The organism is Variovorax sp. P4_B11 (assembly GCF_056402355.1).
Window position 1 is genome coordinate 95,184 of sequence record NZ_JBFUHO010000018.1, and the last position, 25,891, is coordinate 121,074.

General features: G+C 63.6%; 24 protein-coding genes. 11 read left to right on the plus strand and 13 right to left on the minus strand.

The features are described from left to right. Positions 1-13: 13 nt before the first annotated feature. From AC1DYD_RS17900 to AC1DYD_RS17960, 13 genes are all read right to left on the minus strand, one after another. Complete coding sequence (locus tag AC1DYD_RS17900) at positions 14-1,048, minus strand: Bug family tripartite tricarboxylate transporter substrate binding protein (protein WP_478174086.1); 1,035 nt, start codon at positions 1,046-1,048, stop codon at positions 14-16. A gap of 35 nt (positions 1,049-1,083) precedes the next feature. Next, positions 1,084-2,061 (minus strand): NAD(P)H-dependent flavin oxidoreductase, encoded by a 978-nt coding sequence (locus AC1DYD_RS17905; protein WP_478174087.1) that lies wholly within the window; start codon positions 2,059-2,061, stop codon positions 1,084-1,086. A gap of 79 nt (positions 2,062-2,140) precedes the next feature. Next, positions 2,141-3,661: an AMP-binding protein gene (locus AC1DYD_RS17910; protein ID WP_478174088.1), complete on the minus strand. Its 1,521-nt coding sequence runs from the start codon at positions 3,659-3,661 to the stop codon at positions 2,141-2,143. A gap of 31 nt (positions 3,662-3,692) precedes the next feature. Further along, positions 3,693-4,727: an acyl-CoA dehydrogenase family protein gene (locus AC1DYD_RS17915; protein WP_478174089.1), complete on the minus strand. Its 1,035-nt coding sequence runs from the start codon at positions 4,725-4,727 to the stop codon at positions 3,693-3,695. Next, entirely contained in the window at positions 4,724-5,896 is a 1,173-nt protein-coding gene (locus AC1DYD_RS17920; RefSeq protein ID WP_478174090.1) for an acyl-CoA dehydrogenase family protein, read from the minus strand. Before AC1DYD_RS17920 ends, AC1DYD_RS17915 begins: the two co-directional genes overlap by 4 nt. A gap of 19 nt (positions 5,897-5,915) precedes the next feature. Then, positions 5,916-7,379, minus strand: coding sequence for an aldehyde dehydrogenase family protein (locus AC1DYD_RS17925; RefSeq protein WP_478174091.1), 1,464 nt, complete (start codon positions 7,377-7,379; stop codon positions 5,916-5,918). After that, positions 7,376-8,920, minus strand: coding sequence for a class I adenylate-forming enzyme family protein (locus tag AC1DYD_RS17930; protein ID WP_478174092.1), 1,545 nt, complete (start codon positions 8,918-8,920; stop codon positions 7,376-7,378). Before AC1DYD_RS17930 ends, AC1DYD_RS17925 begins: the two co-directional genes overlap by 4 nt. 7 nt (positions 8,921-8,927) lie before the next feature. After that, positions 8,928-9,374: a Zn-ribbon domain-containing OB-fold protein gene (locus AC1DYD_RS17935; protein WP_478174093.1), complete on the minus strand. Its 447-nt coding sequence runs from the start codon at positions 9,372-9,374 to the stop codon at positions 8,928-8,930. A gap of 5 nt (positions 9,375-9,379) precedes the next feature. Further along, a complete protein-coding gene (locus AC1DYD_RS17940; protein WP_478174094.1) occupies positions 9,380-10,546 on the minus strand; it encodes a thiolase family protein in 1,167 nt (388 codons plus the stop codon). A 3-nt stretch (positions 10,547-10,549) separates the two neighbouring features. Then, the gene (locus AC1DYD_RS17945) at positions 10,550-11,344 is read right to left on the minus strand and encodes an enoyl-CoA hydratase/isomerase family protein (protein ID WP_478174095.1); all 795 of its coding nucleotides are present in this window, start codon (positions 11,342-11,344) and stop codon (positions 10,550-10,552) included. Between the two features lie 20 nt (positions 11,345-11,364). After that, positions 11,365-12,150, minus strand: coding sequence for an ABC transporter ATP-binding protein (locus tag AC1DYD_RS17950; RefSeq protein WP_478174096.1), 786 nt, complete (start codon positions 12,148-12,150; stop codon positions 11,365-11,367). Between the two features lie 11 nt (positions 12,151-12,161). Beyond that, positions 12,162-13,019, minus strand: coding sequence for an ABC transporter permease (locus AC1DYD_RS17955; protein ID WP_478174097.1), 858 nt, complete (start codon positions 13,017-13,019; stop codon positions 12,162-12,164). Positions 13,020-13,024: 5 nt separating this feature from the next. After that, a complete protein-coding gene (locus AC1DYD_RS17960) occupies positions 13,025-13,999 on the minus strand; it encodes an ABC transporter substrate-binding protein (RefSeq protein ID WP_478174098.1) in 975 nt (324 codons plus the stop codon). Positions 14,000-14,236: 237 nt separating this feature from the next. On the opposite strand from AC1DYD_RS17960, the gene AC1DYD_RS17965 reads away from it, so the two are divergent. From AC1DYD_RS17965 to AC1DYD_RS18015, 11 genes are all read left to right on the plus strand, one after another. Continuing rightward, a complete protein-coding gene (locus AC1DYD_RS17965; protein ID WP_478174099.1) occupies positions 14,237-15,148 on the plus strand; it encodes a LysR family transcriptional regulator in 912 nt (303 codons plus the stop codon). Between the two features lie 686 nt (positions 15,149-15,834). After that, positions 15,835-16,011 carry a hypothetical protein gene (locus AC1DYD_RS17970; protein ID WP_478174100.1) on the plus strand — a complete coding sequence of 59 codons (177 nt, stop codon included), beginning with the start codon at positions 15,835-15,837 and terminating at the stop codon, positions 16,009-16,011. 794 nt (positions 16,012-16,805) lie between these two features. Next, positions 16,806-18,092 (plus strand): branched-chain amino acid ABC transporter substrate-binding protein, encoded by a 1,287-nt coding sequence (locus AC1DYD_RS17975; RefSeq protein ID WP_478174113.1) that lies wholly within the window; start codon positions 16,806-16,808, stop codon positions 18,090-18,092. A gap of 54 nt (positions 18,093-18,146) precedes the next feature. After that, positions 18,147-18,938 carry an SDR family oxidoreductase gene (locus AC1DYD_RS17980; RefSeq protein WP_478174101.1) on the plus strand — a complete coding sequence of 264 codons (792 nt, stop codon included), beginning with the start codon at positions 18,147-18,149 and terminating at the stop codon, positions 18,936-18,938. A gap of 40 nt (positions 18,939-18,978) precedes the next feature. Further along, complete coding sequence (locus tag AC1DYD_RS17985; protein ID WP_478174102.1) at positions 18,979-20,178, plus strand: acyl-CoA dehydrogenase family protein; 1,200 nt, start codon at positions 18,979-18,981, stop codon at positions 20,176-20,178. Between the two features lie 9 nt (positions 20,179-20,187). Then, the gene (locus tag AC1DYD_RS17990; RefSeq protein ID WP_478174103.1) at positions 20,188-21,129 is read left to right on the plus strand and encodes an NAD(P)H-dependent flavin oxidoreductase; all 942 of its coding nucleotides are present in this window, start codon (positions 20,188-20,190) and stop codon (positions 21,127-21,129) included. Beyond that, a complete protein-coding gene (locus AC1DYD_RS17995) occupies positions 21,126-21,701 on the plus strand; it encodes an NADPH-dependent FMN reductase (protein ID WP_478174104.1) in 576 nt (191 codons plus the stop codon). Before AC1DYD_RS17990 ends, AC1DYD_RS17995 begins: the two co-directional genes overlap by 4 nt. Positions 21,702-21,725: 24 nt before the next feature. Continuing rightward, positions 21,726-22,772 (plus strand): NADP-dependent oxidoreductase, encoded by a 1,047-nt coding sequence (locus tag AC1DYD_RS18000; protein ID WP_478174105.1) that lies wholly within the window; start codon positions 21,726-21,728, stop codon positions 22,770-22,772. Positions 22,773-22,781: 9 nt separating this feature from the next. Beyond that, positions 22,782-24,419, plus strand: coding sequence for an AMP-binding protein (locus AC1DYD_RS18005; protein WP_478174106.1), 1,638 nt, complete (start codon positions 22,782-22,784; stop codon positions 24,417-24,419). Between the two features lie 2 nt (positions 24,420-24,421). Further along, a complete protein-coding gene (locus AC1DYD_RS18010; RefSeq protein ID WP_478174114.1) occupies positions 24,422-25,564 on the plus strand; it encodes a Re/Si-specific NAD(P)(+) transhydrogenase subunit alpha in 1,143 nt (380 codons plus the stop codon). 34 nt (positions 25,565-25,598) lie between these two features. After that, positions 25,599-25,891, plus strand: a 293-nt coding sequence (locus tag AC1DYD_RS18015; RefSeq protein WP_478174107.1) for an NAD(P) transhydrogenase subunit alpha part 2, incomplete at its 3' end; no start/stop codon positions are given.

The following is a 25,891-nucleotide window of genomic DNA, read 5'->3' on the forward strand; positions in this document are numbered from 1 at the left end:
GCCTTCTCTTTAACTATTCGAGCGTGATGCCGCCGATGCTGCGGATCAGCTGGCCCCAGACCACGCCGTCCTGCTGCACCGTCTTTGCAAAATTGGCTGCCGAGGGGTCGCCGATGTCGTAGCCGATCTGCGCGAGCGCGGCGCGCATGTCGTCGGTCTTCATCACCTCGGCGAAGTCTTTCACCAACGCCGCGACGAGCGGCTTGGGCATGTGCGCGGGCCCGAAGATGCCCAGCCAGCCGAGCAGCGGCCCGAGCGTGGGATAGCCGGTCTCGGGGAAGGTCGGGATGGTCGGGAACGACGCCACGCGGTGCGTGCCGGTGATGGCCAGCCCGCGCAGGCGGCTGCCGGGCTGCAGGAAGGCGGCGGCCGACCCAACATCGCACACCACCGCGCTCAGCTGCCCGCCGATCAGGTCGTTGATGGCCGACGCGCAGCCCTTGTAGGGCACGTGGACCATGGTCATGCCCGAGGCGTGCTTGAAGGCCTCGCCGATCAGGTGGCCGAGCGATCCGTTGCCGTAGGAGCCGTAGCTCATGGTGTTCGGGCTGTTCTTGGCTGCGGCCACGAACTCGGCCACGGTCTTCGCCGGATTGTCGGAGTTGACCAGCATCACCAGCGGCGTGACGCCGATCTGCGCGATCGGCGTGAGGTCCCTGGTCGCGTCGTACGGCAGCTTCTTCATCAGGTGCGGCAGCACGGTGATGGTGGAGCCCGCCGCCAGGATGAGCGAGCTGCCGTCGGGCGCGGAGCGCACGATGTTGTCCACGCCGAGTACGCCCGAGGCACCGGGCCGGTTCTCCACAATCACGGGCTGGCCGAGCACGGGCGCCATGCGGGTCGCGAGCCGGCGCGCGATGGTGTCGATGCCGCCGCCCGGCGGCACGGTGACGACGATGCGCGCGGGCTTGGTCAGCGTGGCGGCACCGGGGGTGGCTAGGGTGGCGGGGGCGCCCTGCGCCCAGGCCACCGCCTGCAGCGACACCGCGGCGGCGACGCACAAGGCAGCCCGCAACGCGGCCCGCGTCCAGAGAGTATCGGTCTTCATTTTTTGTCTCCTGCTGTTGATTCGATGGATGCGGCTCAGGCGGCGATGGCCTGACGGCCCAGCATCTGGCCGAGCGCGGCGTCGTATTCCGCGGCCAGCCGGTCGACCAGTACGGCGGCCGGCACCACTCGGTCGATGGCGCCGATACCCTGGCCGCAGCCCCAGACGTCCTTCCAGGCCTTGGGCTTCATGCGGCCTGAGCCGACATTCATGCTGCTGGGGTCTCCGTCCGCTAGGTTGTCGGGGTCGAGCCCCGCCGCGACGATCGAAGGGCGCAGGTAGTTGCCGTGAACGCCGGTGAAGAGGTTGGTGTGCACCACGTCGCGCGCCGCGCTGTCGACGATCATCTGCTTGTAGGCGGCCGCGGCGTTGGCCTCCTCGGTGGCGATGAAGGCCGAGCCCATGTAGGCCAGGTCGGCGCCCATCGCGCGCGCCGCCAGGATCGAGCGGCCGCTGGCGATGGCCCCCGACAGCACGAGCGGGCCGTCGAACCACTGCCGTATTTCCTGCACCAGTGCAAAGGGCGACTGCGTGCCCGCATGCCCCCCCGCGCCCGCCGCCACGGCAATCAGCCCATCGGCGCCCTTCTCGATCGCCTTGCGCGCGAACGCGTTGTCGATGACGTCGTGCAGCACGATGCCGCCATAGGCGTGGATGGCGTCGTTCACTTCGGGCCGCGCGCCCAGTGAGGTGATGACGATCGGCACCTTGAAGCGCGCGCACACCTCCAGATCGTGCTGCAGTCGGTCGTTCGAGCGGTGCACGATCTGGTTCACGGCAAAGGGCGCGCTGGGCCGCTCAGGATGCGCGCGGTCGTGCACCGCAAGCGCGTCGGTGATGCGCTGCAGCCAGTTCGCGAGTTCTTCCTTGGGCCGCGCGTTGAGCGCCGGGAACGATCCGACGATGCCCGCCTTGCATTGCGCGATGACGAGTTCGGGCGTCGAGATGATGAACAGCGGCGAGGCGATCAGCGGCAGCCGAAGCCGTTGTGAAAGAACCTGTGGAAGCGCCATGCGAAGACTCCTGGAATCGGTTGGACGGGCATGCCGAAGGTGCGCGTTCGTGCAGGGCGCGCATCGGCCAAAGGATGTTTCAGATGCGGCGGTTCTGCTCGCGCCAGTACGGCTCGCGCAGCAGGCGCTTGAAGATCTTTCCGGTGTCCTCGCGCGGCAGCTGTGTATGGAACTCGATCACGCGCGGCACCTTGAAGTTGGCGATGTGCGCGCGCAGAAAGTGCTGGATGCCGGCCGCATCGAGTTGCGCGCCGGGGCGCAGCTGCACCGCCGCAGCCACGCTCTCGCCGAACTCCTCGTCGGGAATGCCGAACACCGCGCAGTCGGCCACTCCCGCCAAGTCCTGCAGCACCGACTCGACCTCGGCCGGGTAGATGTTCACGCCACCCGAGATGATCATGTCGTTGCGCCGGTCGCAGATGTAGAGAAAGCCCTGCTCGTCCAGGTAGCCCACGTCGCCAAGTGCGACCAGGCCGTCGCGCTCCATCGCGTCGCGCGCCGCCTGGTTGTTCACATAGGTGAAATCGGGCAGCGCCGGCTGGCGCACGTAGATGGCGCCGATCTGCCCCGGGGCCATCTCGCGGCCCTCGTCATCGACGATGCGCAGCCGCGCCGGGCCGAGCGCCTGGCCGACCGAGCCGGGATGGGCCAGCCAGGTGGGCGAATCGATGAAGGTGACGTAGCCGGTCTCGCTGGCGCCGTAGGCCTCGGTGATGACGGGGCCGAACCAGTCGATCATGCGGCGCTTGACATCGGGCGCGCAGGGTGAGCCGGTGGAGGTGACGTGGCGCAGCGTGGCCACGCTGAAGCGCGCGCGCTGCGCATCGCCCAGCGCGAGCAGCCGGCGGTACATGGTGGGCACCAGGTAGGCGTGCGTGACGGCGTGCCGCTCGATCAGTTCGAGTGTGCGCAGCGCGTCGAAGGTGGGCTCCAGGATCAGCGTGGCACCGGCGTCGCAAGCCTGTACCAGGTACATGGTGGAAGCGCTGTGATAGATGGGCGCGCACAGCATCGCGGTCACGCCCGGCGCCATGCCCGAGGCGATGCGGCCGATTCGGCGCGACTCCACCTCCAGCGCATCGCGCTCCTGCGGCGCAAGCGCCAGCCGTCGCACGCCCTTGGGCTTGCCGGTGGTGCCCGATGTGTATTGCACCGATCCGAAGTGCAGGCGCGGGCGCGCTGCCATCGGCGGCACGCCGACGCCGAACTCGATCCAGCGCACGGCGCGGCCGCTGGCGTCGGGCTGCGGGCTTTTTTCGTCGGCCGGCACGGCGACGATGGCCACGCCGGTCGGCACCCCGGCCACAACCTGCGCGAGCAGGTCGTCATGCACGAAAAGCATCGCGGCGCCACTGTCCTCGAGCATGTAGGCCGCCTCGGGCGGCTTGCAGTGCCAGTTGAGCGAGACGAAATAGACGCCTGCGCGGCGGCACGCCAGGATCAGCGCCGCGTAGGCCGGGCAGTTGCGCATCATCATGGCCACGGTCTGGCCGTGCGCCACGCCGGCCGCCTCCAGGCCGGCGCACAGGCGCTCGACCTCGGCCTCCATCCATTCGGCGGTGAAGGTGCGTCCTGAAAAAACGATCGTCGGGTAGCTCACTTCGGTTGTCTCCTCGTTGTTCTTGGGTGTCTCAGCGGCTTTGCAACGCCGCCAGCGCCGCGCCCGCATGGCGCGCGCCGATGGTCATGGCGCGGCGCAGGTACAGGCCGGCGTCGTGCTCGTCGGCAAAGCCGATCGCGCCATGGAACTGCACGACCTCCTTGGTCACGCGCAGCGCCGCGGCGCCGGAGCGATGCACGGCGGCCGCGGCAGCCCAGCCTTCCTTGCCGGTGCTGGTCGCGCGCGCTGCCTCGTGCACCAGCGCGCGCGTGGCGGTCACGTCGACATGGCAGGCTGCGGCACGGTGCTGCAGCGCCTGAAAGCTGCCGATCGGCACGCCGAACTGGCGGCGCAGACGCAGGTAGTCGAGCGCGAGGGCAAGGGCCGCGTCCATCAGGCCGCAGAGGTAGGCAGCATCGCCGAGCCCCGCGAGGTGCCGGCCGTGCCGCCAGGCGGCCTCGCCCGCGGTGCCCGACAGCACCTGTGGCGCATCGTTCCAGGTGGCGCGGCCGACGTGCAGATCGGCCAAGCGGCTGCCATCCACGGCGTGGCGCACGGTAAGCGCAACACCAGGTGCGCCGGGGTCCAGCAGCCGCGCACTGAACTCGTGCCCCAGGCCGCAAGCCACCAGCCAGTGGGCGGCCGCGTCGCCGTCGGGTACCAAATGCGCCGCGAGGGTGGCGTCGGCGGACTCGGCGGCATCCACCAGAACGACGTGCGCCAAGCCCTCGATCAGCGCCTGCAACGTCGGCACCGCGACCTCGCCCGCCTCGGCCAGCACCGCAGCGGCGGCCATGCCCATCGTGAGCGGCGGTGCCAGCAATGCGCGACCGCCTTCTTCGGCGACCACGCACAGCGCCGGCGCGCCCAGCTGCAGGCCACCCGCCGATTCGGGCACCGCGATCGCGAGCCAGCCGAGTTGGGCGATCGCTTTCCACGTGGCTGGCTCCCACGCCGGGCCGCCTTCGTGCACCCGGCGTGCCCGTGCCGGGCCACCGAACGAGGCAGCGGCGTCCGCCGCGCTCTCGGCAATCATGCGCAGGGACGCGCTGTGTTCGGCGTTCATGACTTGGCTCCGGCGACCGGCAGGCCGAGCACCCGCGTCGCGATGATGTTGCGCTGCACTTCGCTGCTCCCGCCGTAAATGCCCAGGCGGCGTGCCTGCAGGAACATCTCGGTGGCATCGAGCAGGTCGTCACCCCGGCGAACCGGGTCTCGCAACGCGGCGGCGGGTCCCGCCACGCGCTGCACGAGGTCGAGCAGCTGGTGCACGGTGTCCGTGGCCAGCAGTTTCAGGTAGGAACTGTCAGCTGCGATGCCCTGTTCGGCGGCTTCGGCCGCTTCGAGGTAGGCGGCGATGAGCGTCTCGACCTCCACCTCGGCCAGTGCGGCGGCCTCGTGCACGCTGGGCGGCAAGCGGTCCGCAGGCGTGGCGCGCAGCATCATGCGCAGGCGCTCCAGCGCGCGCAGCGCCTGGGCCGGCGAGCCAATGCGCAACCGCTCCTCGCTCAACACTGCGGTGGCCACCTGCCAGCCCTTGTCGATCTCGCCGACGACGTTGTCCAGCGGCACTGCCACCTCGTCGAAGAACACTTCGGCAAACTCGTCGTCGCCCGCGATGGTGCGGATCGGCCGGCGCCGGATGCCCGACGTCTTCATGTCGATCAGCACGAAGGTGATGCCGTGCTGTGGCTTGCCGGCGCTGGAGGTGCGCACCAGCGCGAACATCCAGTCGGCATGGTGGCCCCAGGTGGTCCATATCTTGTGGCCGTTGATGACGAGCCTGTCTCCGTCCGGGCCGCCGCGCACCTCGGCGCGGGTGCGCAGGCTCGACAGGTCCGAGCCCGAGCCCGGCTCCGAATAGCCTTGGCACCAGATCGCGTCGCCTGAAAGAATGGCCGGCAGGTGGCGCTGCTGCTGCGCCGGCGTGCCGCGCGCAATGAGTAGCGGGCCGATGTGGTTCAGGCCCTGCGTCGGAAAGTCGGGCGTGCCCGCGCGCGCCATTTCCTCCATGAGGATCACCTGCTGCACCGCGCTGGCACCCATGCCGCCATGCGTGCGCGGCCAATGCGGCGCAATCCAGCCGCGCTGCGACAGCGCGCGGTACCAGGGCATGCCCTCGACCGGCAGCGGCCGGAAGGTCCGGTGACGCAGCGCGTCGGGCGCGTGGGTCGCGAGCCAGTCGCGTACCTCGTTGCGGAAGGCCGCGTCGGCGGCCGATTCGGGTCTGAGCATCTTGGCAATGGCGGCGGCCTCAGAGGCTGCCGATCTCCTGGTAGACGTGTTTGATTTCAAGAAAGTCGTGCATGCCTTCGGCGCCGTGAAGCCGGCCGAATCCGCTTTCCTTGTAGCCACCGACCTCCGCTTCCGCGAAGAGCTTGTTGTGCGCATTGATCCATACGGTGCCGCAGCGGATCTCGCGCGCGATGCGCTGCGCGCGCGCGCTGTCGCGCGACCACACGCTCGCGCCCAGCCCGAAGCGCGTGGCATTGGCCAGCGCGACCGCGCCACGGTCGTCGTCGAAGACCTCCAATGTCATCAATGGCGCGAAGTGCTCGTCCTGGACGACCGGCGTTTGCGGGTCGTCGACTTCCACCAGCGTGGGCGACACGAAGGCACCGTGCATGGGAAGGCCCGGCACGGGCGCCCCGCGCACCACCACGCGGTGCTGCTCGCCCAGTTCGTCGACCAGGCGCAGGATGCGATCGCGGTTCGCCAAGTCGATCACCGCGCCCATGGCGTTCTCGGCGAGGTGGCCCGGGCCCACACGCAGCATGCGCATGGCCGACGCCATCGCATCACGAAAATCGGCATACAGCCTACGGTGCACCAGCACCCGGCTGGCAGCGGTGCACTGCTGACCCGACAGGATGGTGCCGGCCGCGAGGATCTCGCGCACCGCGAGGCTCAGGTCGGCGTCCTCGCACACCACGCAGGGGGCCTTGCCGCCAAGCTCCAGCGACAGGCGCTTGAGTTGCGGCGCGGACGCCGCCATGATGGCCTTGCCCACGGCGGTGCTGCCGGTGTAGCTCAGGACGTCGACGCCCGGCGAGGCGACGAAAGCCTGCGCCACGTCGCTGCCCGCTTCGTGCACAATGTTGACCGTGCCAGGCGGCAGCCCCTCGGTCTCGGCCATGCGCTGCGCCACGCGGTGCATGAAGAGCGCGGCCTGCGGCGCCGCCTTGATAACCACCGTGCAGCCGGCCGCCAGGGCCGGCGCGAGCGAGCGCACGAAGAGGATCAGGGGTGCGTTCCACGGCACGATGATCGCCACCACGCCCGCAGCTTCATGCGTGATGAGCGAGCGCACGCCTGGCGCCGGCTCGACCACGCGGCCGGCCGCGCTGCGGGCCATGCCCGCGTAGTAGCGCAACTCCGAAGCGGCGCCCTCGACCTCGCCGGCCGACTCGCGCAGCACCTTGCCGTTTTCCAGCGTCAGCAGCAGCGCCAGCGATGCTGCGTCGGCCGCGAGACGCGTCGCCATGTCCAACAACACCTGCGCGCGCAGGCGCGGGCTGTGGCGCCAAGGCGTGGTGTCGAAGGCGTGGCGAGCCGCATCGATCGCGGCCTGCGCCTCCGCCGGGCCGCCGTCCGGCGCATGACCAACCAGCGATGCGTCTGCCGGGTTGGTCGATGAGAAGGCAGGCCCGGAAGGCAGCCACCGGCCACCAATCCAGTGCGCGGCCTGCGTGTCCCAGGGAACGGCAGCGCTGCTCATGCGACAGGCTGAGCCAGGCGCGCGAGCGCCATCTCGCGCAGTTCGGCTTTGAGCACCTTGCCCACGCCGTTGCGTGGCAGCGCGTCGACAAAAAACACATGCTTGGGCTTCTTGTAGCTGGCAATGCGAGACTTCGTGTGCTCCTGCAGCGCCTGTACGCTCAGCGTGCGGCCCGGGTGCCGCTCGACGAACGCGGTCACCGCTTCGCCGAAGATCTCGTCGGGTACGCCCACCACGGCCGCATCGGCCACGTCGACGTGCTCGACCAGCACCTGTTCGACTTCCTTGGTGTAGATGTTGAAGCCGCCGCTGAGCACCATGTCCTTCTTGCGGTCGACGATGTAGAGGTAGCCGTCGACGTCGAAGCGCCCCATGTCGCCGGTGTGGACCCAGCCATCGACGATGGTGGCGGCGGTGGCATCGGGGCGCCCGAAGTAGCCCTTCATGGTGGTGAAGCGCCCGGCCTCGCCCGAGCGAACCAGGATCTCGCCCACATCTTCTACCGACACCTGCTGGCCCTTGTCGTCCACCAGCTTGACCTGCACGCCCGGCGTGACGCGCCCCACCGACGCTGGGTGGGTGAACTGCTCCTCGTGGTCGAGCACGGTGACCGAGCCGACCTCGGTCATCGCGAAGAAGGAATGCAGCCGCGCCTGCGGCAGATAGCCGATCATGCGGCGCTTGAGCTCGACCGGAAACGCCTCGCCGGTGACGATGATGTGGCGCAGGCTGGCGCAGCGCGCAGCCTCCTTCTCGAGCACCGGCATCAGCATACGGGCCACGGTGGGCACCATGCCCGCGGCGCTGACCTGCTCGCGCTCGATGATCTCGACCGCGGCCTGCGCGTCGAAACGCTCCATGACGACCAGCTTGGCGCCTAGGCACATCGAGTTCATGAGCCGCGCCAGGCCCGTGCGGTGCGCAAGCGGCGTGGTCACCAGGAACACGTCGTGCGACGTGACACCCCACTCCACTGCATTCACGAAGGCGTTGCCGATCACGAAGTTGGCGTGCGTGAGGACCGCGCCCTTGGGCTTGCCGGTGGTGCCCGAGGTGTAGAGGATCATCGCGTCGTCTGGAGACAGCGTGAGCTCGGGCAGGCGCTCGTCGGAGTGGGTCCGAAGCATCTCGAACGACTCCGCGCCGGCCACTTCGCCGCCCACTGCCACGCGGCGGATGCCCACGAACTCGGCCGACAGCGCCTCGATCGCCTCGGCGCTCTCTGCATGGAACACCAGCACGCGGGCCTGGCTGTCCTGCGCAAAGTACACCAGTTCGCGCGGCGTATTGCGGGTGTTGACCGGAATCACCGTAGCGCCGACCGAGAAAGCCGCGTACATGATCTGCACGAACTCAACGCAGTTGGGGAGATACACGACGATGCGATCGCCCTGGACCACGCCGGCGCGCCGCAGCCCGGCCGCCAGCGAGCGCGAACTCGAAAGCAGCTCGCCGTAGCTCAGGCGCTGCGCGCCCACGACCACGGCCGGTTTCGCAGGCGTGCGCAAGGCATGCGCTGCCATGAAGTGTTCGAGACGCATGGTGCTCCTAAGCGAGTTCGAAGGCGGGGTACGGCTGCTCGGGCGTGAGGTGGTCCACCGCCAGCTTCACGCGCTTGCCGATCGCCAGATCCGCCGGCGCGCAGTTCAGCACGTTGGCGATGATGCGCACGCCCTCATCGAGTTCGACGGTGGCCACGCACAGCGGGATCCGCCCTTCGACGCCCGGGCCTGCGATGCGCACGACCGTGCATGCGTAGATGGTGCCGGTGCCGGTCACCTCGCGCCATTCCAGTGTGCGGCGCCCGCTGAAGCCGCTCACGGGCTTGGGATAGTGCTGGAAGCGCTTGGCGACCGTGCAGTACTGAAGCACGAGCTTGCCCTGTGCGATGCCGTCCCAGAAGGGCTTGCTGTCGACGTAGACGCCTTGCTGGGGCACGGGGCGCGCTGGTGCGGCGGGTGCAGCCGGTGCGGGGATTGAAGTGGTTTCACTCATGGTTTTCATGCCTCCAGGACCATGGCCGAGCTGGTGCCCCAGTTGCGGCCGTAAGGGATCACGCCGATGCCAGTGACCAGCGCGTTGCGCGGATCCGCCACCTGGCGGCTGCCGCCTTCGCCGAACATCTGGCGCACGGCTTCGGCCAGGTTCAGGCCGCCGCTGGCCAGCCCGGGCTGGCCAGCAGAGATCTGCCCGCCACCGGTGTTCAACGGCAGGTCACCGCTGAAGGACAGGTCGGTGCGCAATGTGTAGGCCGAACCTTCGCCGCGCTCACAGAAGCCGAAGGCCTCGAACTGCATCATCACCGCGATGGTGAAATCGTCGTAGGGCTGGAACATTCGCACGTCCTTCGGAGCGAGTTCGGCCTTGCGCAGCACCTCGGGGCCGATCTTGGTGAAGCCCGACAGTGTGATATCGGCCAGCGGATCAGCACCGTTGAAGTTGGTGACCTCGCCGTACGCTACGGGATAGACCATCTTCTTCAGGCCCAGGCGCTTGGCGTTCTCTTCGGTGGTCACGATGAAGGCGTTGGCGCCGTCGCAGAACATCACGCTGTCGAGCACACGCAGCGGGTCGGAGATGACGCGCGACTTCAGGTACTCCTCCATCGTCAGTTCCTTCTGGAACTTTTTGTAGCCGTTGGGGTTGTGCAGCGCATGCGCGCGCTGCGTGACCGCGATCTTGCCCAGCGCCTCGGGGTCCAGGCCGTACTGGTGGATATAGCGACTCATCAGCAACCCGAAGGTCGCCGGCGGACCCTGCACCCCGGGCGGGTCCTGGAACTCGCCGCGGTAGGCGCCGTAGTTGGAGCGCCAGTTGGAGCTCGGTGCGTCGGACGACATCACCACCGCCAGCTTGCACATTCCATCGCGGATGGCCGACATGGCGCGCGCCACGCCGCCGGTGGCCGAGCAGCCGCCTATACCTCCGTAGTTCAGCCACGTCGGCGTGATGCCCAGCGCCTCGGTCATGTAGACCGCGAAGAAGGGATTCTGTGCTTCCGACAGCGCGGTGGTGACCGACAGGCCGTCAATCTCGCTCTTGTCGATGCCGGTGCGCTCCAGCAGCTGATCGAGCGCCTCGCCGGCCAGGTCGTAGGCACTGCGGCCGGTCTTGAAATCGATCGGGGTCTCGGCGTAGCCGCCGATCACGATGTCTCTTTTCTTCATCTCTTACTCTCCTCGGAAATCGGGGGTCCGCTTCTCGCGAAAGGCACCCAGGCCCTCCTGGCGGTCCTTGGTGAAATACAGCATGAAGGACACGTCGCCTTCGGCGGCCATGCCTTCGGCCAGCGGCAGGTCCATCCCGCGGTCGATCACAGCCTTGGTGAACATCACCGACAGCGGTGCGTTGCCGGCGATGGTGCGTGCCAATTCGCGCGCCTTGTCGATCGCCTTGCCGGCCTCGGTCACGTGGTTGACCAGGCGGTACTCGCGCGCCTCAGCCGCGGTGATGCGCCGGCCGGTCCACATGAGTTCCTTGGCCAGGGCCGGACCAATGAGGCGCGGTAGCGTCTGCGTGCCTCCGCCGCCGGGCATCAGGCCCAGGCGGATCTCGGGCAGGCCGAACTTGGCGTTGGCGCCGGCGACGATCATGTCGCCGACCAGGGCCAGTTCCAGGCCGCCGCCAAGCGCGAAGCCTTCGATGGCGCTGATGACGGGCTTCGTGTAGCCCGGCAGTTCGCGAAACAGCGCGTTCACCTTGCGCGACCGCTTGCGCTTGCGATAGAAGTCGAAGTACTCGTTGTCGCCGATGGTGAATTCGCTGGTGTCGATGCCTGTGCAGAAGGCCTTGTCGCTGCCGCGCAGGATCACCGCGGCGATGTCCCGCTTCGACTCCGCCTCGCCCAGCGCGTCGAGGATTTCCTCGGCCGTGGTCTCACGCAGCGAGTTCATTTTCTCGGGACGGTGGATGGTGATTTCCAGCCAGCCTTCTACCTGCTCGACGATGATGTCCTGGTAGCTCATCTTGAAGATCCGCTTTCTTACTAGTGGTGTGTTGGGGAGATAGGGGAAGCCAGCGGCGCTTCGCCGCCGATGGCGCGCTCCACCTGGCGGTGCATGTGCACCATGCATTCCGCGTCCTGGCGCTGTTCGGCGCTGATCGCGAGTTCGAGGCAGACGCGCGCAGGGGCCGCGAGCACGAGGATGCGGTCTGCAATCTCGAGCGCGTCCTCGATGCGGTGCGTGACAAACACGCAGGTCTTGCGCTGCTCGCGCACGATCTCCGCGAAATCGCGCCGCAGCGTCTGCGAGGTCACGTGGTCGAGCTGGCTGAACGATTCGTCCAGCAGCACCAGCGCCGGATCGACGGCCAGGGCGCGCGCGAGCGACACCCGCTGGCGCATCCCCCCCGACAGCTCCGACGGGTATTTGTGCGCCGCGTCGCCCAGCTTCACGCGCTCCAGCCATTCCTGTGCGCGCTGGCGCGCTTCGGCCTTGGGGCGCTTGAGCAGCAGCAGGCCCAGCTCGACGTTCTCGCGCGCAGTGCGCCAAGGCAGCAGGCGGTCGGTCTGGAAGCTCACGGAGAGCTTGCCGCGCAGCGCGATGAAATCGACCGCCGGGTCGACGCCGGCCACCTGCACCGAGCCCTCGTCGGCCGACGACGTACCCATCAGCAGCGACATCACGGTGCTCTTGCCAGCCCCGGTCTGGCCCAGCAAGGCCACCGTTTCGGCATCGCGCACCACCAACGAGAGATGGTCGATGGCGGTGTGACTGCCGAAGCGCTTGCTAACGTCGCGCAGTTCAATGATGGGAACGGCTGTGTTCATGGTCTTTGTCATCAGCGCACCTTCACTTCCTTGCGCCAGCCCAGCAGCTGCGTTTCGGCGACGGTGGCCAGCCACTGGATCACGAGGTTGAGCGCCACCAGCAGGACGGTCCAAGCCAGCACCTGATCGATGCGGAAGGTCGACTGCGCAAAGCTCATGCGAGAGCCGATGCCGAAGGCCGAGGCCACCAGCTCCGCGAAGATCACCATGCGGATCGCGTAGCCGATCACCGACTTGGTGGTCAGGAAGATGTAGGGAACGATGTGCGGTGCGACCAGGTAGCGCAGCATCTGCCAGCGCGTCGGACGAAAGCTCTCCAGCATGTCGACCCACTCGGTGGACAGCGCCCGCACGCCCTCGTAGACATTCAGCGCATAGAAGGGCAAAAGGATCACGGTGAGAATGAAGAAGATCCGCGCCTCGGGGTCCTTGAACCAGAACACGGCCAGCAGCATCCACGACAGCGCGGGTATGCCGGTATCAACCACCACCAGCGCCTTCAGGTAAGGCCCCGCCCGCTTGGACGTGCCCATCAGCAGCCCGACCGCGACGCCCGCAATCGCCGAGAAAAGGATTGCCACGCACAGCCGGCCCAGCGTGATGGCCACGTGGAGCAAGTCGGTGGTGAGCAGTTCGCCCAGCGCCTTCGCGATGGCCTGCGGCGAGGGCATCACGTAGTCGGGCACATACCAGCTCGCGACCTCCATCGCGGCGCAGATGAGCACCACGACAACGGCCAGCGCCTTAAGGTCGCTGCGGTCGCGCCCGATCGACGCCTTCGGCGCTTTGGCCATCGCCGCCGTAGTGGCCGGTGCGCGCGGTGCGTTCTCGGGCGCAGTAGCGCCGACGGGAAGTTCTGCCTGCTTCATGCCGTTCATGCCGCAAAAAAGCCGTTGTCGACCAACTTGGTGAGCGCGCCGTTGCGCATCAGGAATTCGTTGGCCGACAGGATGCTGCGGCGCCCTTCCTCGTTCTGCATCGACACGTGCTTGAACTCCAACCGCTTCGAGGCAATGGCCGTCTTCAGCACATCGGCAGGGATGCCAGAGTTGGCGCCGGCGATGGTCACGGCTTCCTGCGTCTTGGTGTTGATGCCCTCGATGCACTCGGCAAAGGCCTTGTTCAGCCGCGCGACGAGTTGTGGGTCGCGCGCGACGGCGTCCTTGCGCACGGCCACGCCGAAGTACGGCAGGTCGAGGTTGACGCGACGGCGGTACTCCTCGCCAGCGTTATAGAGCACGCGCATGTCGGGCACTCGCTTCAGCCCCACCGAGACATTGGGCTCCCACGTCAGGCCGGCGTCCGCTCGGTTGGCCATGACCAACGTAACTGAGGCGGCAGGGTTGTCCACGTTCTGCACCACCGCGTAGGTTTCGAGGTCGATGCCCGCCAGTTCCTTGACGACGGCGCGCATCATCCGGTAGGTGCCGGTCGACTGCGGTGCCGCAAGGGTTTTCCCTTTGATGTCCCGGATCGTTGCCGGACCGTGGGCCTGCGTGACGATGTTGATCATGTTGCCCGTGGTCACGGAGCACACGTACTGCATCGGCACGCCCGCAATGTAGCGCGAGGCGAAGGTGTCCCAACTGCCGATGCACACGTCATAGTTCCCGGCAACAAAGTCGTTGTAGTAGGTGGTGACGGCTGTGTACGCTGTGGGTTTTCCCAGCTGCAGGTCGTTCGCCTTGTCCAGCCCCTTGGCGACGATGTAGTCGGTCAGCAGCGTGGTGAAGCCGGGCGACAGGTTGGCCCATTTGAGGCCCGCCTGGGCGCTGGCGCCGCCTGCGGAGGCAAGGCCGACGCCCAGCACCGAAGCTGGTGCCCAGGCCGACACGGCCTTCAGCAACATCCGGCGCGAAAGTGGATAGTTGTTCACTGGTTGTCTCCGTTCTTGAGTTGGATGGCGCGTCGCTGGCCTTGCGTCCTGCGCTCGGTATCTCTCTTTGCGGCGATGTTAGAAAGCGGCCAGCGTTCCGGATAGCATCGGATGTGGACCGGGCGTTCCAGCCATGGAACGCAAAGGCCGCGCGGCGGTGGCGTTGTCGACTAACCTTGCGCCTGCCTCGATTCCGACAAACAACACACCATGGACGACAAACTCGATCTGAACTCGCTCCAACTGTTCTATGACGTGGTCAACGCGCAAAGCATCACGCGCGCTGCCCTCGAACTCGGAATGCCCAAGTCCACCATCAGCCGCAAGCTCACGCAGCTCGAGCAGAACGTGGGCACGATCTTGCTGAAGAAGGGACAGCGCCGCCTGACGACGACGGAAATCGGCGCGCGCTTCTATGAGCATTGCCGGCGCGTGGTGGACGAGGTGGCGCAAGCCAGCCTCGACACACTGCAGCTGCAAACGGCCATGCGCGGCACGCTGCGGGTCAGCATCCCCATCGACTTCGGCGTGTCGTGGATCGGCAAGGCCATTGCCGAGTTCGTCCGGGCCTACCCCGAGCTCGAGCTGGAGGTCGATGTGAATAGCCGCGCCGTGAATCCCCGGGAAGACCCCTACGACCTAACGATCCAACTGGGGCCGCTCAAGGACACCGAGCTGACCTACCGCCGTCTCGCCACGATAACGCGTGGGGTGTACGCAAGCCCCGAGTACCTCAACCGCCATGGCGTGCCGCTTTCGGTGGACGAACTGCACCGTCACGACTGCATCATCACGACGCAGCAGCGCGCGGACGGCATATGGACCCTGCGCAATGAGGCCACGCACCGCTTTGCGAACATTGAGGGCAAGGTGGTTGTCAACAATATCTCGATCGCGCGAGAGATGGCGATCGGCCACGTCGGGCTGAGCATGTTGCCGAACGTGATGTGCGCAAGCGACCTGCGGTCGGGGCGGCTGCAACGAGTACTGAAGGACTGGGAGAGCCCTTCAATGCATGCCACCGCTTTGGTGCTCGGCCGCAAAGGCATGCCCAGCAAAATCCGCGCTTTTTTGGACTTCATGTCCGATCGACTCAGCTTGGACCAGCAAGAAGCGCGGTGACCTGTGAGATCGCGTCGCTTAGCGAGCTTGCCGGCCTCCGGTTTTTGTACTGCGCATAGCTATGACGACGCGAATGAAGCAAGGCGCGAAGACCTGCCCCAGATCCAACGGTGGCGACACGATGGTTGCGCAATTAACGTCACCGATATCGCCGTGATCTGCGCTATCAAGCCTGCCGTGGGCGGAAACCCTCTTGGGCTTGACCGGCACCGTGGCCCTGCAGAACAACCGCGGCAAGAACATCTTGCTAGACACTGCGAGCCCTTCCCCTTCGTCACGCCGGTCGCCAATGTGGCACCTACAACATCCCGGTGCTAAGGACCGCAGCGCAGACTTTACGTCGTCAACCGTCGGGCGCGATGGCCGGCACCCAAATCCGCCGTGAGCATTGCGCGCGCCGCGAGCAGCATGACGCTAACACTCAATGCCGTTCGTGGCAGGGCGAGTCGATAGCCCGCGCGCGCTGTTCACGACCAGCATCAGCCGAAGGCCGCTATCAACAGCAGTGTGAGTCGGGTCGACAGCCGGACCGCGCTGACCAGTGCCTACAGCGTTGATTTCCACCTGAAAGTGCCCCAATAAACCCCAGCACGTCAGGCATTCATGGAAAACAACAGCCCGCGGTCCTCTACGTCGTGCTCATGACCTGCGACGCTCCAAAGTTCCGCGTTGATCCAGCAAAAAACTTGGCCAATCTATCGAACGCAGGCAAGCTTAGGGAAGGTCTGCTCGAAAAGGGCCAGCCGCTACGGGCGATCGGCGCGGTTCTTGTCGTCGAAAAGATCGACGAAGAGATTCCGCATCCAGTGGTGCGCTGGATCCGACTCGCACCTGCGGCTCCAGTGCAGCGACCCACGCCGTGAAGGCGCTGCGGGAAAGTCGCGCCGGAAGCACCGCTTAGTGTGCGCCTCCATCGCCCAGACGGAGTCGCGGTGCCCAGGCACAGATGCATGGAACAATTCACGCGACGGGCCATCTGCGCCCGCAGGGCCACGTTGGCCAGAGGGAGCAGCCTTGAGTCCGCTGGAGCCTGCATAGCCAGACCATCTTGCAAAAGAACCTCCATGCGGTTGGCATGCCGCTTGGAGAAGAGACGGGCGCGATGGGCCTCGACCCGTCAGAGACCCCACGAGAGTGACAGCGAGCACACAGTGACAGCGCGCGGGTTCATCAGCGTCGCGAACCACACGGCATCCACGGATCAACACTGCACTTTGCAAATCCAGGCCTGGCCCGGTTACGGCTCCAACTGTCACTCTGACCGTGAACGCGCCGCAGCGCAACTTCATGGTCGACTCTCCCGGCGATGTGAACTGCGCGAGGCACGATCCGCAATCGCACAATGAAATCGAGGGTTCAGGCGCCGGGCTCTCAAGGGCCTTGCGAGTTGAGGACGCCGCGGCCCTGCGCCCCGTGTACTAGGTCGCTCTCGGGTGATGAGTCACCGCGATGACGGCGACTGGAGCTTCGGGATTGGCACCCTCGGCCACAACTGTTGGCCTTCAGGGTTGCATCAGGTCGCCGCGTCAAAAATCACTTGGAGCCTTCCCCAAGCCTAGATCACCCGCGACTGCTCTCGGGTAAGTACTAGTTGCGCATGACCATGCAACAGCTAGATTCGCCAGACCCGAACTTATCCACTTGGAGCACTTTTCTGATGGCACCAACAACCTTCACGCGGAGGCACTTTGTCCGCATCGCGACCTGGGCAGTGGCTGGGTTAGGACTTTCAAGACAAGCACTCGCGCAAAACCAGAAGCCTGTGCTGAAGGGCCAAGTGGTGAAAATCGCGGTGACCGAACCCTTGTCCGGGCTGATGGGCTCCGTGGGCACAAGCCTGCTGAAGTCATATCAGTACCTAGCGGAACAATTCAGCGCCTCCAACGCTGCAGGTGTGAAATTCGAGATCGTTGCCTTTGATAACAAATTGAGTCCGACTGAAACTCTCGCAGCACTTAAGAGTGCAACGGATCAGGGTATTCGATTCATTGCGCAAGGCACGGGTTCAGCGCCGGCGCTTGCGCTTATCAACGCGATCGAAAAGCACAATCAGCGCAACCCGGGGAAAGAAGTGCTTTACCTGAATCACGCCGCGACAGATCCGGAACTGACTGGCAGCCACTGCAGCTATTGGCACTTCCGCTTTGAGGCCGACACCGCGATGAAAATGGAGGCTTTGACAAGCTTCATCAAAGACCAATCAACCGTCAAAAAAGTCTATTTGGTCAACCAGAACTATTCCTCCGGTATCCAAATCGCAGAGGCCGCGAAGGTCGGCTTGCGCGAGAAGCGGCCAGATATCGAAATTGTTGGTGACGATCGCCATCCACTCGCGCAAATACGTGATTTCGCACCCTACATGGAAAAAATCCGCGCATCCGGCGCGAACACGATCATTACAGGGAACTGGGGTACAGACCTTTCACTGCTAATCAAGGCTGCGGAGGAAAGCGGTTGGAAAGGCACCTTTTACACCTACTACGCAGTCGTTGCAGGGACTCCGACGGCGCTCCGCCAAGTTGGTGACAATCGCGTTTTTCAGGTTGCTTACAGCCATTACAACATGGGTGGCCAGATGAGCGTCTGGATGAGTGAATTCCAGAAGCGGTTCAACGAGGACTTTTATACGCATGGTGTTGCCCTGGTCTTCGAGCTTTTGAGCAGGTCAATTCAGCAAGCACAATCGGCCGAGGTGATTCCGGTGGCAGCGAAGATGGAAGGAGCGCAGTTTCGCGGCTTTAATGGCCTGGTCGAAATGAGAAAGTCGGATCACCAGCTTCAGCAGCCGTTGTTTGTGACCGCCTGGACGAGCACAAGCACTCAAGTTCCATACAGTGCCGAAGGCACGGGCAAGACATTCGCTCCCGTTCGCGAGTTCACGGCTGCAGAAGTTTCAAGACCGTCAAACTGCCGGATGTCTCGGCCCCAAGCAAGTTCGACCTAGCCGGGTAAAAAAATTTCCTGTTAATTACTCCACTTGGAGCACAAGGACAAAGCGATGAATCACTATTCCAACACTCTTTTCAATCTTGAAGGTTCCACCGCCCTCATCACCGGCGGGTCAAGAGGCATCGGGCTTCAAATTGCGGAAGCCCTCGGCAGTGCCGGTGCGCGGCTCATGCTGACGGCAAGAAAGGAGGCCGAACTTGAAGCCGCAGCCGTCCACCTGGGAAAACTTGGGATCGAAGCGACCTGGATTGCGGCTGACTCCAGCGACCCGTCCGAAGTTCAACGCGTTTGCAGCAAGACTTTCGACACGCTCGGCCATCTGGACATACTGGTCAACAACGCTGGGACTTCCTGGGGTGCTTCGGCTGAAACCCACACCCTCCAAGCATGGGACCGCGTCATGAATCTCAACTTGAGAAGTCTTTTTCTCTTCAGTCAGCATGTGGCCGTTGGAAGCATGATCCCGCGTCGGCGCGGCCGCATCATCAACATTGCTTCCATTGCCGGGCTGGGGGGAAACCCGGCGCCCATGGAATGCGTTGCTTACAACACGAGCAAAGGAGCCGTGATCACATTTACCCGTGCACTTGCTGCCGAATGGGGGAAGCACGGAATCAACGTCAATGCGATTTCCCCAGGATTATTCCCGAGCAAAATGGCCGATGGGGTGATTGCAGCGTTCGGTGAAGAACGAATCATCAGCACCACGCCGCTTGGGCGTCTGGGCGATCCTGACGACCTGAAAGGGGCTGCTCTATTGCTGGCCTCTGCAGCCGGGAAACACATGACTGGTCATGCGATTGTCGTCGATGGCGGCACGAGCGCGGTGATCGGGGCGTGAGCGCACAAATATCAATTTCGCCAATAAACGAAAGCCTACCATGACATTCGAGTACGAGCCATCAGAGTTGACGCAGCGCGATGAACTGCTTTACGCCTGCCAAGAGTTGAGCCCCATCTTGCAGGCGGCCAACGACACGGTAGAAAAAGAAAGACATCTGCCAAATGAACTTGCGGAAAAGCTGGCACGAGCCGGCCTCTATCGCATGTTCATTCCCCGGGCGCTGGGCGGCCTGGAGGCGGACGTCCATACCTTCGTAGCTGTCGTAGAAAAATTGGCACAAGCCAATGCTGCGGCGGCGTGGTGCACGTTTATCTCAAACACGTCGACCATCATTGGGGCTTATCTTCCTGGTCGCGAAGCAAAGGCAATATTTGAGAATCCAAACGTCAAAATGGCTGGAGTATTCGCGCCGCGAGGGACTGCAGTCCGAACGGTGGTTGAAGGGGTTTCTGGCTTCTTGGTAAATGGGAGTTGGATGTGGGGCTCAGCGTCCTACAACGCTGATTTCATCACGGGCGGGTGTGTGGTTTTGGGTGCGGACGGAAAGCCAGAAAAACTGGCCGATGGGGCGCTCGAAAATCGTTCCATGGTCTTTAGAGCGGAACAAGTGTCGATAGCTGACACGTGGCACACGCTCGGCTTGCGCGGCACGGGTAGCAACGAATACAGTGTAAAAGATGTATTCGTCCCCGATGGCTTGTCCGCATCAATACTCACGGACGTGCCAATCGCCGGGGCAGTGTTCAAGTTTCCGGTGTTTTGCATTCTGGGAGTGGGCATTGCGGGGGTCGCGCTCGGCATTGCACGTCTTGCCATCGATAGCCTGATTGAACTTGCAACGAAAAAGACGCCTCAAGGCAGCGCTCGCCTTTTGGCTGAGCGAGCTTCAACGCAGCAGCATGTAGCCAGGGCGGAAGCCCAGCTTCGCTCGGCCCGAGCCTTCTTGATCGAAGCGGTCGACAAGGCATGGGAGGCTTCGCGCAGCACAGGGGAGATTTCCGTGGCGCTTCGCCGAGACCTTCGACTGGCCACGACCCATGCAAGCGAAGAGGCGGTCAAAGTTGTGACTCGGGTGTATTCCTGCGCGGGTGGCAGCGCGATCTTTGACGACTCTCAACTACAGCGCTGCCTGCGCGATGTCTTGACTGCGTCCCAACACATGATGGTCAGTGAGTCCACCTATGAACTCACGGGCCGACTGTATCTCGGGCTTCCAACGAACGCCGCAATGCTTTGAGGACGACAAATGACAATGCCTGAAGACTGGCTCAGTCGGCTGAAATTGCCACTGCTCATCGCACCGATGTTTTTGGTGTCGACGGTGGAGTTGGTAGTAGCCGCATGCCGCAAAGGTGCCATTGGAACCGTTCCCGCGGCAAATGCCAGGACCGTCGAAATCTTGGATGAATGGTTTCAACGGATTTCCACTCAGTTAGGTCCCATGGATGCCCCATGGGGCGTGAACCTACTCGTGCATAAGAGCTATCGCCGCCTCAGCGAAGACCTGGAAGTAGTGGCTCGCTACCGCCCGCCGCTGATTATCACTGCTCTTGGCAGCCCGAGAGAAGTAATTGAATGCGTGCATTCTTATGGCGGACGGGTATTTGCTGATGTCAACTCGGTTCAGCATGCACGAAAGGCCGCATCGCTCGGGGTCGACGGGCTTGTCCTGGTAGCCGCTGGCGCAGGGGGGCATACGGGGATGATGAGTGCCTTTGCAATGGTGCCCGCGATTCGCGAGTTCTTCGACGGGACGATAGTCTTGGGCGGTGGAATTATCAACGGGTCCGGTATTCGGGCTGCGGAAACGCTTGGCGCTGACCTTGCATCGATGGGTACGGCATTCATTGCCTGCTCGGAATCGATGGCCAGCGACTCGTATCGTCAAATGCTATTGGATTCGGATATTGATGACTTGATCCTGACCAAGGCTGTCTCTGGAGTGCCCGCATATTGGCTGCGGAAGAGTCTGGCCGCAGTCGGCATCAATGCTGACGAGCTCGAGTCTGCTGAACCCGTACGAAACGGAGACATCGAGCGCTGGACGAAGGTGTGGTCAGCCGGCCACGGAGTTGGATCTCTCACTGCGATCGAGCCGACTGCCACTTTGGTGGATAGGCTAATCAGAGAGTACTGGTCCGCCGTCGAAAACAGTACCAAATTGCAGTATTCCGAGGCCGCGCGATGACTGATTCCTCCCCACATATCCTTGGCATTGGAGGAGGGACAAGGCCTGGTTCAAGCGCGGAGCGTTATCTGCAGCTTGCATTGAGCGCCGCAGAAAAGGCTGGAGCAACAACAAGCTTCCTCGGCGCGAGTGCGCTTCGCCTACCCCTCTATGAACCCAGTGCAGCCTCTGACGCATCGGCGCTGCAGTTGGTTAAAGAGTTGCGCAGGGCCGACGGAATCATCATCGCTTCGCCTGGCTATCACGGGACGGTGTCCGGATTCATGAAAAACGCACTTGACTATGCCGAGGAGACCAGAAGCGATAAGCGCCCGTATTTCAGTGAACGCGCGGTCGGCTGCATGGCCGTAGCCGGGGGATGGCAGGCAGCCGTCGGAACGATGGCTTCTTTGAGAGAGATAGTGCATGCGCTGAGAGGGTGGCCCACCCCCATGGGCGTGGCTATCAACATATCCGAAGCTCCGCTCGATTCTGCAGGCGCATGCAGATCGATTTCGGTGGTACAGCAGATTCAGCTTATGGCAAGCCAGGTCGTCGGGTTCGCAAACCTTTCAACCAATCGGCACGATTAAACCAATCAACTCTGGAGAAATACCATGACCAACCTTTCGCAACTTTCGAACAGACAGTTTATTCTCAAGCAGCGTCCCAGCGGGCTGCCCAAGGAAGGCGACTGGCAGCAGGTAAAAACGCCAGTAAAGGCACCCGAGGAAGGAAACGTGCTAGTGCGAGTTACCCTCATTTCGGTGGACCCAGCCATGCGGTCATGGATGAATGAAGGCAAATCCTACATGGAAGCCATCGCTATCGGTGATGTCATGAGGGCGGCCGGGGCCGGCCAGGTCTTGTGGTCCGAAGACGCAAGGTTTGGGGTTGGCGACACTGTGTTGGGAGCTTTTGGCGTGCAAGAGTTCGCAACCATGAATGCCAACGATCTTACGAAAATCGATGTCTCAAAAGTGCCAGCGTCGGCTTATATGGGCGCTCTTGGTACTCCTGGCTTTACAGCGTACTTCGGTCTTCTTGAAATAGGAAAGCTCAAGTTCGGCGATACGGTCCTGATTTCTGGTGCCGCAGGAGCCGTGGGTTCAGTGGTCGGCCAAATCGCCAAGATCAAGGGATGTCGCGTCGTCGGCATTGCAGGAGGAGCCGAGAAGTGCGTTCACCTTGTAAACAACCTGGGATTTGATGCTGCCGTCGACTACAAGCAGCCTGACGCGCGCGCTCAGTTGTCAAAGGCATGCCCGGAGGGCGTCGACATTTATTTCGACAACGTGGGCGGCGAAATACTCGATCTAGCTCTCGGCCGAATTCGCCGCGGTGCCCGCATCGTGATATGCGGGGCCGTCTCGCAATACAACAACGTAGCCCGCGCCAATGGGCCAAAGAACTACATGTCTTTGCTCATGAATAGGGCCACAATGGAGGGATTTGTCATTTTCGATTTTGAAAAGCGCTATCCGGAGGCACTGCATGCATTGCGAGGTTGGCTAGCCGCTGGCTGGATCAAATCCTACGAAGACGTGCTGGAGGGCATTGATACTTTTCCCACTGCACTACAGCGCATGTTTGAAGGTGGAAACACCGGGAAAATGCTTATCAAGCTCCCGGCAGCCGTTGACCTTTCTGCTTCTGAGAAATAGCGGGGCAGTATGAATAATCGCCCCTGGCTGGAATGGTATCCGCCTCAAGTTCCGCACAGCATCGAGCCCTTGAAGGAGTACCAGACTCTTACCGAGTTCTTCGATGCTTCGTTCTATCAATTGAGCGATCGCATTGCCTTGCGTCACGAGGGTAAGGAATTTAGTTATTCAAATGTAGACTCATTGAGTCTAGGAATTGCAGCCTATCTACAGTCGCTGGGGCTCGAAGCGGGGGCAAGAGTGGCCGTCGCTCTTCCCAATTCGCCCCACTACGTCGTAGCAGCGATCGGTGTGATTCGAGCGGGGATGGTGCTGGTCAACGTCAATCCCGCCTACACCGCCCGGGAGTTCCTGCTACAAGTCTCTGACGCTGGAGCCGTGGCGGCCATATTGCTCGAAAGTCAATTCGACGCAGTGAAGGAAGGCTTGCCCCAGACGCAAGTTGACCATTTGATCCTGTGCAATTTGCGTGTCGACTTGCAACCCACACGAGGAGGGCCTGCGTCAATCCGTGCCGGCGTCAAATCACTTATCGAGATGCCAGAAGCGCTCGCGCTCGGGATGTCTGCAATCTATTCAAGGCCGAAGCTGACCAAAAGTGACACCGTGGTTCTGCAATACACCGGCGGGACTACAGGAATTTCCAAAGGAGCAATGCTCTCCCACGAGGGTCTTCTGGCCAACACCGCTCAAAACTCCGCCTGGTTCGGGCCTGCATTGGCAGACATACCAGTCCCCGTGTTTGCATGTGCATTGCCTCTATATCACATTGTCTCCTTCATAACTCTTTTGGCGAGCGTCAAACTGGGTGGAACCATCCTCTTGATCACAGACCCACGTGATTCGGCAAAGATGTTGGAAAAATTGCGGGAAGCCCCTTTTCACATGTTGCCCGGCATAAACACGCTGTTCAGCAACTTGATGAATGATCCCGGCTTCGACACAGTGGATTGGCGACACCTCAAGGTTGCAACCGCTGGGGGGATGGCCACGCAGCGCCCTATCGCAACTCGATGGCTGGAAAGAACGGGTTGTGCCATTAGCGAGGGGTACGGACTCTCCGAGACGTCCGGGACAGTTAGCTGCAACCCGCCTCATGGCGACATTCGCCAAGGGACCGTGGGCCCGCCAGCCCCGTCTACGGAAGTACTGATTCTTGACGAGAAATTCGAAGGTCTGCCATTGGGAGAGATTGGACAAATTGCAGTTCGCGGCCCGCAGTTGTTCAAGGGTTATTGGCAGCGTGACTTAGAAACTGCCCGATTCATAACGAAAGATGGTTTTTTTCTCACAGGTGATCTCGGCTGTATTGATGAACACGGTTATCTGTGCATTTCTGGCCGGGAGAAGGAGATGATGCTCGTGAGCGGATTCAATGTTTATCCCAGTGAGATCGAAGCTGTGGCTATTGAAATGGACCAGGTGCTTGAGTGCGCGGCCGTCGGCATTCCTGATGAGCTCACTGGAGAAGCTGTGAAATTGGTTGTGGTGCCTCGGAGTGATGCGCTCACTGAAGAATCAATAAGGCAACACATGAGGGCAAACCTTGCTGCGTACAAGCGCCCGAAGATCATCGAATTTCGGACAAAGCTTCCCCGGTCAGCTGTCGGGAAATTGCTGCGCGCGTCGCTTGGTGCCGCGCTGTGACATTGAAGATAGGCGTGCCTGCCGAGACGACGGCCGGTGAGACCCGCGTCGCCGTGACCCCGGAGACCGCGAAGAAGCTGGTGGCGCAAGGCCATGTCGTACGTGTGCAGTCGGGCGCCGGCGTGGCCGCCAGCGTGACCGATGCGGCCTACCAGGCCGCCGGCGCCGAGATCACCGATGCCGCGGGCGCCTTCGGCGCCGACATCGTGCTCAAGGTGCGCAGCCCCGACGACCGCGAGTGCGCGCTGATGAAGCCCGCCACGGTGCTCATCGGCATGGTCAACCCCTTCGATGCCCAGGGCCTGCAGCGCCTGGCCGCGGCCGGCCTGACCGCCTTTGCGCTCGAGGCCGCCCCGCGCACCACCCGCGCCCAGAGCATGGACGTGCTGAGCTCGCAGGCCAACATCGCCGGCTACAAGGCCGTGATGATCGCCGCCGACCGCTACCAGCGCTTCTTCCCGATGCTGATGACCGCCGCCGGCACGGTGAAGGCCGCGCGGGTGGTGATCCTGGGCGTCGGCGTCGCCGGCCTGCAGGCCATCGCCACCGCCAAGCGCCTGGGCGCGGTGATCGAGGCCTCCGACGTGCGGCCCTCGGTCAAGGAGCAGATCGAGTCGCTGGGCGGCAAGTTCATCGAGGTGTCGTACGACACCGACGAAGAGAAGGAAGCCGCGGTTGGCGTCGGCGGCTACGCCAAGCCGATGCCCCCGAGCTGGCTGGCGCGCCAGCAGGTGGAGGTCGCCAAGCGCGTGGCGCTGGCCGACGTCGTGATCAGCACCGCGCTGATCCCGGGCCGCGCCGCACCCACCCTCATCACCGAGGACATGGTCAAGTCGATGAAGCCGGGCTCGGTGATCGTCGACATCGCCGCCGGCAAGGGGCCCGACCTGAACGGAGAGATGAAGGGCGGCAACTGCCCCTTGTCGGAGGCCGACAAGACGGTGGTCAAGCACGGCGTGACGATCGTCGGCGAAACCAACCTGGCGGCGCTGGTGGCGGCCGACGCGTCGGCGCTCTATGCGCGCAACGTGCTCGACTTCCTCAAGCTGATCGTGGCCAAGGAAGGCACGCTCACCATCGACCTCGAGGACGACATCGTCGCCGCCTGCCGCATGGCGCAGGACGGCCAGGTCACCAAGAAGTAAGCCCGCACAGAGCGAACCCCGGAGGAGCACCGCCATGGATCCCGTATCCCACACCGTCATCAACCTGATCATCTTCGTGCTGGCGATCTACGTCGGCTACCACGTGGTGTGGACCCTCACGCCGGCGCAGCACCCGCCGCTGATCGCCGTCACCCACGCGATCTCGTCGATCGTGATCGAGGGCGCCATGCTGGCGGCAGCGCTGACCGAGACGGGGCTGGGCAAGACCATGGGCGGGCTGGCCGTGGCGCTGGCCGCGGTCAACGTCTACGGCGGCTTCCTGGTGACGCGGCGCATGCTGGAGATGTTCAAGAAGAAGGACAAGAT

Excerpts from the sequence above, each read along its gene's own strand:
- AC1DYD_RS17990 (WP_478174103.1), top strand. The coding sequence starts at position 20,188 with ATGACAATGCCTGAAGACTGGCTCAGTCGGCTGAAATTGCCACTGCTC.
- AC1DYD_RS17900 (WP_478174086.1), bottom strand. The coding sequence starts at position 1,048 with ATGAAGACCGATACTCTCTGGACGCGGGCCGCGTTGCGGGCTGCCTTG.
- AC1DYD_RS17985 (WP_478174102.1), top strand. The coding sequence starts at position 18,979 with ATGACATTCGAGTACGAGCCATCAGAGTTGACGCAGCGCGATGAACTG.
- AC1DYD_RS18000 (WP_478174105.1), top strand. The coding sequence starts at position 21,726 with ATGACCAACCTTTCGCAACTTTCGAACAGACAGTTTATTCTCAAGCAG.
- AC1DYD_RS17965 (WP_478174099.1), top strand. The coding sequence starts at position 14,237 with ATGGACGACAAACTCGATCTGAACTCGCTCCAACTGTTCTATGACGTG.
- AC1DYD_RS17930 (WP_478174092.1), bottom strand. The coding sequence starts at position 8,920 with ATGCGTCTCGAACACTTCATGGCAGCGCATGCCTTGCGCACGCCTGCG.
- AC1DYD_RS17945 (WP_478174095.1), bottom strand. The coding sequence starts at position 11,344 with ATGAGCTACCAGGACATCATCGTCGAGCAGGTAGAAGGCTGGCTGGAA.
- AC1DYD_RS17960 (WP_478174098.1), bottom strand. The coding sequence starts at position 13,999 with ATGTTGCTGAAGGCCGTGTCGGCCTGGGCACCAGCTTCGGTGCTGGGC.
- AC1DYD_RS17905 (WP_478174087.1), bottom strand. The coding sequence starts at position 2,061 with ATGGCGCTTCCACAGGTTCTTTCACAACGGCTTCGGCTGCCGCTGATC.
- AC1DYD_RS17920 (WP_478174090.1), bottom strand. The coding sequence starts at position 5,896 with ATGCTCAGACCCGAATCGGCCGCCGACGCGGCCTTCCGCAACGAGGTA.
- AC1DYD_RS17950 (WP_478174096.1), bottom strand. The coding sequence starts at position 12,150 with ATGAACACAGCCGTTCCCATCATTGAACTGCGCGACGTTAGCAAGCGC.
- AC1DYD_RS17915 (WP_478174089.1), bottom strand. The coding sequence starts at position 4,727 with ATGAACGCCGAACACAGCGCGTCCCTGCGCATGATTGCCGAGAGCGCG.
- AC1DYD_RS17940 (WP_478174094.1), bottom strand. The coding sequence starts at position 10,546 with ATGAAGAAAAGAGACATCGTGATCGGCGGCTACGCCGAGACCCCGATC.
- AC1DYD_RS17955 (WP_478174097.1), bottom strand. The coding sequence starts at position 13,019 with ATGAAGCAGGCAGAACTTCCCGTCGGCGCTACTGCGCCCGAGAACGCA.
- AC1DYD_RS17975 (WP_478174113.1), top strand. The coding sequence starts at position 16,806 with ATGGCACCAACAACCTTCACGCGGAGGCACTTTGTCCGCATCGCGACC.
- AC1DYD_RS17980 (WP_478174101.1), top strand. The coding sequence starts at position 18,147 with ATGAATCACTATTCCAACACTCTTTTCAATCTTGAAGGTTCCACCGCC.
- AC1DYD_RS17935 (WP_478174093.1), bottom strand. The coding sequence starts at position 9,374 with ATGAGTGAAACCACTTCAATCCCCGCACCGGCTGCACCCGCCGCACCA.
- AC1DYD_RS17925 (WP_478174091.1), bottom strand. The coding sequence starts at position 7,379 with ATGAGCAGCGCTGCCGTTCCCTGGGACACGCAGGCCGCGCACTGGATT.
- AC1DYD_RS17995 (WP_478174104.1), top strand. The coding sequence starts at position 21,126 with ATGACTGATTCCTCCCCACATATCCTTGGCATTGGAGGAGGGACAAGG.
- AC1DYD_RS18005 (WP_478174106.1), top strand. The coding sequence starts at position 22,782 with ATGAATAATCGCCCCTGGCTGGAATGGTATCCGCCTCAAGTTCCGCAC.